Annotated in this window: 6 protein-coding genes; 5 read left to right on the forward strand and 1 reads right to left on the reverse strand. The window is 61.3% G+C overall.

Features of this window, described 5'->3' with window-relative positions; genetic code table 11:
- Together VIW95_RS13450 and VIW95_RS13455 are read left to right on the forward strand one after the other, a co-directional pair.
- Positions 1–775, forward strand: a 775-nt coding sequence (locus VIW95_RS13450) for a class I tRNA ligase family protein (protein ID WP_331587340.1), incomplete at its 5' end; no start/stop codon positions are given.
- A 340-nt stretch (positions 776–1,115) separates the two neighbouring features.
- Positions 1,116–1,886 (forward strand): enoyl-CoA hydratase/isomerase family protein, encoded by a 771-nt coding sequence (locus VIW95_RS13455; protein WP_331587342.1) that lies wholly within the window; start codon positions 1,116–1,118, stop codon positions 1,884–1,886.
- A gap of 58 nt (positions 1,887–1,944) precedes the next feature.
- On the opposite strand, the gene VIW95_RS13460 is transcribed toward VIW95_RS13455, so the two are convergent.
- The gene (locus VIW95_RS13460) at positions 1,945–2,976 is read right to left on the reverse strand and encodes a DUF4921 family protein (RefSeq protein WP_331587344.1); all 1,032 of its coding nucleotides are present in this window, start codon (positions 2,974–2,976) and stop codon (positions 1,945–1,947) included.
- 231 nt (positions 2,977–3,207) lie between these two features.
- Between VIW95_RS13460 and VIW95_RS13465 the strand changes: the two genes are divergently transcribed.
- From VIW95_RS13465 to VIW95_RS13475, 3 genes are all read left to right on the forward strand, one after another.
- On the forward strand, positions 3,208–4,359 hold the full coding sequence (locus tag VIW95_RS13465; RefSeq protein ID WP_331587346.1) for an alanine--glyoxylate aminotransferase family protein: 1,152 nt from the start codon (positions 3,208–3,210) through the stop codon (positions 4,357–4,359).
- A 7-nt stretch (positions 4,360–4,366) separates the two neighbouring features.
- On the forward strand, positions 4,367–5,962 hold the full coding sequence (serA, locus tag VIW95_RS13470; protein ID WP_331587348.1) for a phosphoglycerate dehydrogenase: 1,596 nt from the start codon (positions 4,367–4,369) through the stop codon (positions 5,960–5,962).
- 82 nt (positions 5,963–6,044) lie between these two features.
- Positions 6,045–6,350, forward strand: a 306-nt coding sequence (locus VIW95_RS13475; RefSeq protein ID WP_331587350.1) for an adenylosuccinate synthetase, incomplete at its 3' end; no start/stop codon positions are given.

Consider the following 6,350-nt stretch of genomic DNA (forward strand, 5'->3'; position numbering starts at 1 on the left):
GGTGATGTTCGACGAGGAGCTGATCGGCTTCGACGAACCGTTCCCAAGGTTGCGCAACCAGGGCGTGGTCTGGGCGAGCGACGGCCAGCGCATGTCGAAGAGCAAGGGCAATGTCGTAACGCCCGACGCGATGATCGAAAAGTACGGCGCAGACGCGCTCCGGCTCTGGGAGCTCTTCATGAGCCCCTTCGACGAAGCGACCAATTGGAACGAAAGCGGCGTCGCCGGCACGCTAAGGTTCATCCAACGCGTCTGGACGATGATGCGCCGCTACGCCGAAGCCGGCTCGCCGACCGGCAACCCCACCGAAGAAACCCTGAAGCGTACCCACAAAACCATCCAGCTAGTCACCGATCACATCGAGCGCCTGCGCTTCAACACCGCCATCGCCGCGATGATGGATCACCTGAACCATCTCGCAAAACTAAAACCCGAAGAGATGGGCCGCTTCCCCGCCGAGTCCTTTATCCTGCTACTAGCCCCGATGGCCCCGCACGTAACCGAAGAAATCTGGCGCGCCCTGGGCCACACGACTTCGATTCATCTAGAACCGTGGCCAACCTTCGATCCAAATCTGGTGCGCGACGAGATGGTAACGGTGGTCGTCCAGGTAAACGGCAAAGTACGCGACCGCCTCGAAGTCCCCGCCGGCACCCCCGAAGACGACGTACGCGCCCTCGCACTCAACAGCGAAGCCGTAAAGCGTCACCTGGACGGCAAACCTCCAAAGAAGTTCATCTTCGTGAAAGACAAGATGCTCAGCATCGTCGCGTAGTCGCTTGAATATGCCACTCGTGTCATCGGTATCGCTTTTCTAGCGGCATTCTTCCCCTCTCCCAGAATGGGAGAGGATAAAGGTGAGGGTCCTTATACAGCGCTCTTTCGCGCGATTTAAGATTCTTCCTCTGCTCTGTTAGCGTGGCTCGTCGTCTGAAAATCTTTCGCGTTTCGTTCTCCTGAACTAACCGACGTTTCACGTGAAACATCTTCGCCTAAAATGCCAGCGTGTATGCCGATTTATCGGGGAAAGGCGAATGTTTTGACCGCCACTTGATGGTCGTGCGTTAGCCGTGCGATGCTCGCGACGATACGACATCAACAAGGAGCTACCGACAATGGCTGAGGAAGTTCTCAAAGTCACACGGCAGACGAATTACGCGGTTCTGACCTTGAACCGTCCTGAAAAACGTAACGCCCTCAATCAGCCTTTAATCGACGCGCTCGACCAGGCGCTCCGCAAGTTCGAAAACGATCGCGAAATCCGCGCGTTGCTGTTGCGTGGCGAAGGCGCGAGCTTTTGCGCGGGAATCGATCTGAAAGAGGTGGACGAGACCACTGGCGGTCACAACCCGACCTCGCTCGAGTCCGTCTTCGGACGGTTGGAGCGGTTTCCGGTGCCTACTATCGCGGCGGTGCAAGGTGCCGCGCTCGCGGGAGGGCTCGAACTCGCGCTCCATTGCGACCTTCGGATCGCGTCGGACAACGCGAAGCTCGGCGTGACGCTCGGCCGCGTCGGACTGATGGTGCCGTACGACTTCACGCGCAAGCTGATCGAGGTTTGCGGCTCGGCCAACACCGCCTGGATTCTCTACACCGCCGACCTGCTCGACGCCGAGCGCGGCCGTCACATGAATATCGTTCACGACGTAGTCCCCGACGCGAAGCTCGCCGACGCGACCACCGCGCTGGCCGAAAAGATCGCCGCCAACGCCCCACTCTCGCTGCGCGCGATGAAGGCGACGGTCCGCCGATGCATGAGCGAGACGTTCGACGCATGGCACGACGACATGCTGCAGATGGCGCGCTCAGTCCGCGAGAGCACCGACGCCAAAGAAGGCGTCCGCGCCTTCCTTGAAAAGCGCAAACCGGTCTGGAAGGCGCAATAGCGAGTCCCAACGCCGCACGATGCTGGTTCCCCTCTCCAAAAAGGAGAGGGGCTAGAGGTTAATGCCTCCCCAGCGCATTTCGAATCGCCGCCGCGCTCTGCAGCAGCGTGCCCGGCAGGTTCAACGTCCCCGCGACATTTGAATATGGATACAGCCGCGCATTGATATGCGCGTGCAGGGGCAGCCCTTCGCCCTGGTGAATTTCATAGTCGAGCGGCAACGGCCCGAGGATCATCAGTACGCGATAGATCGCATTTGCAAATTGCCGTATCTGGTCCGGCGTCAGCTCCGACACCAGTCCCCGATAGTCCGGCATCACAACATCGTAACTGCGCGGGAACATGCCTATCGGGCTCGCGTAGCTGACGACCGCCTCACCGCGATCGATCACCAGCCCGAGCCGCTCCATCAGCGCGACCAGCTCGTGCCACAGATGTGGATTCTCGCGCTCAGCGCGCGCCTCCGCCAGCACGGCGGGAAACGGCTCCGGCGATCCGATGATCTGCTGATGCAGATGCGGCTGCGACGCGCCCGACTCGCGCCCCTGGTTCTTGCGGATCACGACCGAGCAAACATCGGGATTCTGCAACGCGAGCCGCATCACGCGCGCATCGGCTTGCATCAGATGAAGGAAGTGTTCGCCGCCCAGCGCGCCGGTGAACATCAGGTCGGTCTGCGATCGCGGCGCGTCGATAAAATGTCGCGGATCTTCGATGACAATGTACGACTCGTTGCGATTGCCGGTCAGCTCCGCGGGAATTCGAGGGAACAGATTGTTGATCACGCGCACGATCCACCCCGCGCCATCGTCAGCCTTCGCGCCGGTCCATTCGGGGATTTCGTCGCGCGTCATCCGAAAGACTTCGGGGGTCGTCATGCTCTCGTTGCCCGGACAGAATGGGCACGATTCAGTCGCATGACGAATTGATTCAGGATTTAAGTGCCCTGTCTCAGGCTCGGCACTCTCGCGCCCGCCCAGCGTGAACGCAAAGCTCTTGCCGCGAACATCGACAACGTATGAAATCACGCCGGTGATCGGATTTTTGATCCAGACCAGGGACCCGTCGCGAATTTCACATTCTATCGGCATCGGAACGTGATCACCTTTAACAATTGCCGCAACGCCATTACAACGCGGGCTCGAAACCGTCGCGAGCCGCGCATCACCTTGACTCTGCCCATCGGCTCCGTTATCCCAAGTGATGAGGACGGGGACCCGGCAAAGCCGGGACGAATCGGGGTCTGGCGATCCGCTTCCGCGGGTACCAGCCTTTTTTTTGGCTGCCACCGCGAATCGCCGCGTCCGGATGAATAGTCAAAAATGCCGCAAATGAAAAAATATTTGTTCACGCCCGGACCGGCACCGGTGCCGCCTGAGGTCTTGCTCGAGATGGCGCGTCCGATCATTCATCATCGTACGCCGGAGTTCAGTGCGGCGCTCGATCAAGCCCGAGATCGGATGAAGCCGCTCTACGGCACTTCGGGTGAAGTAATTCTGCTGGCGTCCACCGGCACGGGCGCGATGGAAGCGGCGGTGATCAATCTGCTGCAGCCGGGCGAGCACGCAATCTACGTCAACGGCGGCAAGTTCGGTGAGCGATGGGGCAAGTTGCTCTCCGCGTTCGGCATGATCGGGCACGAGGTCCGCGTCGAATGGGGACGCGCTGCGCGGCCGGGGCAAATCGAAGATGCGTTCAAGGCGTACCCCGAGTCGCGTGCGGTGCTGGTGCAGGCCAGCGAGACTTCGACCTGTGCGGTGCATCCGGTGGCCGCGATCGGCGAGGTCAGTCGCAAGCGCGGCGCGATGCTGATCGTCGATGGAATCACGTCGGTCGGCGTGTTCGAACAGAAGATGGACGAATGGGGCGTCGACGCGTTCGTGACGGGCAGCCAGAAGGCGCTGATGCTTCCGCCGGGACTCGGAATGGTCGCGCTCTCGGCACGTGCGATCGACGTCGCGAAGACGAACAAAACGCCGCGCTTCTATTTCGATTTGCTCAAAGAGTTGAAGGCGCAGCGCGACGAGCACACCACCGCCTGGACGGCGGCCGTGTCGCTTATTTTCGGCCTCAACAAATCACTCGAGCTGATTCACGCCGAAGGCCTGCCGCAGGTTTACGCGCGTCACACTCTGATGGCGGCGGCGACACGCGACGCCGCTGCAGCGCTCGGACTGAAGTTGCTGTCGCCCGACAACCCCGCTCCCGGCGTCACCGGCATTTTGATTCCCGATGGTCTCGACGGCGGCAAGCTGGTCAAGTTCCTGCGCGACAACCTCGGCGTGTCGGTGCAGGGCGGACAGGATCAGATGAAGGGCAAGTTGGTGCGCATCGGGCACATGGGTCATCTGAGCCCGTTCGATACGCTCATCGCAGTCAGCGCGCTCGAGATGGGACTCAAACAGATCGGCGCAAACATTCAACTTGGCGCCGGCGTCGCCGCGGTTCAGGCGCGCCTGGCACGGAGCATCTGAAATTAAAATGGCGGAAACCTTCCGCGTCCTTCTAAGCGACTCGCTTGCGGCGCAGGGGATCGAAGCCCTCAAGCGCTTCCCGCAACTGCAGATCGACGTCAAGACCGGACTCAAGCCTGAGGAGTTGGCGAAAATAGTCGCGCCCTACGACGCGCTGGTGATTCGCAGCGGCACTCGCGTCACCCGCGAAGTGATCGACGCGGCCACGTCGCTCAAAGTGATTGGCCGCGCCGGCGTCGGCGTCGACAACGTCGATATCGAAGCGGCGACGCGTCGTGGAATCGTCGTGATGAACAGCCCGACCGGCAACAGCGTCACGACTGCGGAGCACGCGGTCACGATGATGATGGCGCTGGCGCGGCACATCCCGGCGGCCAACGCGTCGATTCATGCCGGAAAATGGGATCGCAGCAAATTCACCGGCACCGAGGTATGCAACAAGACGCTCGGCGTGGTCGGCCTCGGCAACATCGGCCGGATCGTCGCGGACCGCGCGATTGGCCTCAAGATGAAGGTGATCGGCTACGATCCGATCCTGACCGCTGACGCTGCCAGCCGCGTCGGCGTCCAATTGGTCAGCGTCGACGTGCTGTTCGCGAGCGCCGACTTCATCACCGTTCACACCCCGCTTACCAGCGATACTAAGGGCATCGTTGGCGCCGCCGCATTCGCGAAGATGAAGAAAGGCGTGCGCATCATCAATTGTGCACGCGGTGGAATTGTCGATGAAGCCGCGCTCGCCGACGCGCTGAAATCCGGCAAGGTCGCCGGCGCCGCGCTAGACGTGTTCGTCGAAGAGCCGCCCCCCGCCGATCACCCGCTGCTCCATCTCGACTCGGTGATCGCTACGCCTCATCTCGGCGCCGCCACCGATGAGGCCCAGGTTCAGGTCTCGGTCGATATCGCGCACCAGGTAGCCGAGTTTCTGATCGACGGCACGATTCGGCAGGCCGTGAACATCCCGGCGCTGTCCACCAAGGAGCTCGAAATACTTGGGCCTCATCTCACGCTCGGCGAAAAGCTGGGCCGGCTCGCCGCGCAACTGATCACCGATGCGCCAACTGAGCTGACGCTTGCGTTCGGCGGCGAGGCTGCAAATCTCAAGCCCGACGCGATCACCGCCGCCGTGCTGAAGGGCCTGATGAGCGGCTTTCTCGACGAGGATTTGAACTACGTCAATGCGCCGTTCATCGCGCGCGAACGTGGAATCAGCATTATCGAAACGCGTTCCCGCGAAATCACCGACTACGTCAATACCCTGACGCTCAGGGTTCGTACCGGCGTCGGTGAGCATGAAGTCTCTGGCGCAGTGCTCGGAAATCGCGCGCTGCGCCTGACTCGAATCGACGGCTACCGCGTCGAGGCAGTGCCCGAAGGCTATTTCCTGATGCTGCACAATCGCGACGTGCCCGGCGTAGTGGGCGCAGTTGGCACGATGCTCGGGCAGGCCGGAATAAATATCGGAGGACTGGAACTCGGCCGCGATCGCGTGGGAGGAACCGCGCTCAGCATTTTCGAAGTGGACGAACCGGTTCCCGGTTCTGTCCTGGACAAGCTCAAAACGCTACCCGCAATCACTGCGGCGTCGCTGCTCAAGCTCTGAATTTATTTTTGCGCATGAACCAATTTCAGCCCGCTTGGTGCGCGCGGAGGCCGGCAAAATTGAGGCCGGCCGGGGGGAAGCCATGAAGACAGTTGCGGTGGTCGGCACGCAGTGGGGCGATGAGGGCAAGGGCAAAATCGTCGATATGCTCGCCGCCGACGCCGACGTGGTGGTCCGCTTCCAGGGCGGAAACAACGCGGCGCACACGCTGGTGGTAGGCGGAAAGAAGTTTGTGCTGCGGCTGGTGCCGGCTGGTGCGCTTCATCCCGGCAAGACTTGCGTAATCGGCAACGGCCTGGTCGTCAACCCAATCGCTTTGCTCGGCGAGATCGCAGACCTCAAGCGCAGCGGCCATCTCGCCGACGACAGCCTGTTCAAGATCAGTTAC

Origin of the sequence: Binatus sp. (SeqCode) (genome assembly GCF_036522015.1) — a bacterium.
GTDB lineage: Bacteria > Desulfobacterota > Binatia > Binatales > Binataceae > Binatus.

What these genes read in the sequence shown, in the direction of transcription:
- VIW95_RS13465 (WP_331587346.1), top strand. Translation starts at nt 3,208, where the DNA reads ATGCCGCAAATGAAAAAATATTTGTTCACGCCCGGACCGGCACCGGTG.
- VIW95_RS13455 (WP_331587342.1), top strand. Translation starts at nt 1,116, where the DNA reads ATGGCTGAGGAAGTTCTCAAAGTCACACGGCAGACGAATTACGCGGTT.
- serA (WP_331587348.1), top strand. Translation starts at nt 4,367, where the DNA reads ATGGCGGAAACCTTCCGCGTCCTTCTAAGCGACTCGCTTGCGGCGCAG.
- VIW95_RS13460 (WP_331587344.1), bottom strand. Translation starts at nt 2,976, where the DNA reads ATGCCGATAGAATGTGAAATTCGCGACGGGTCCCTGGTCTGGATCAAA.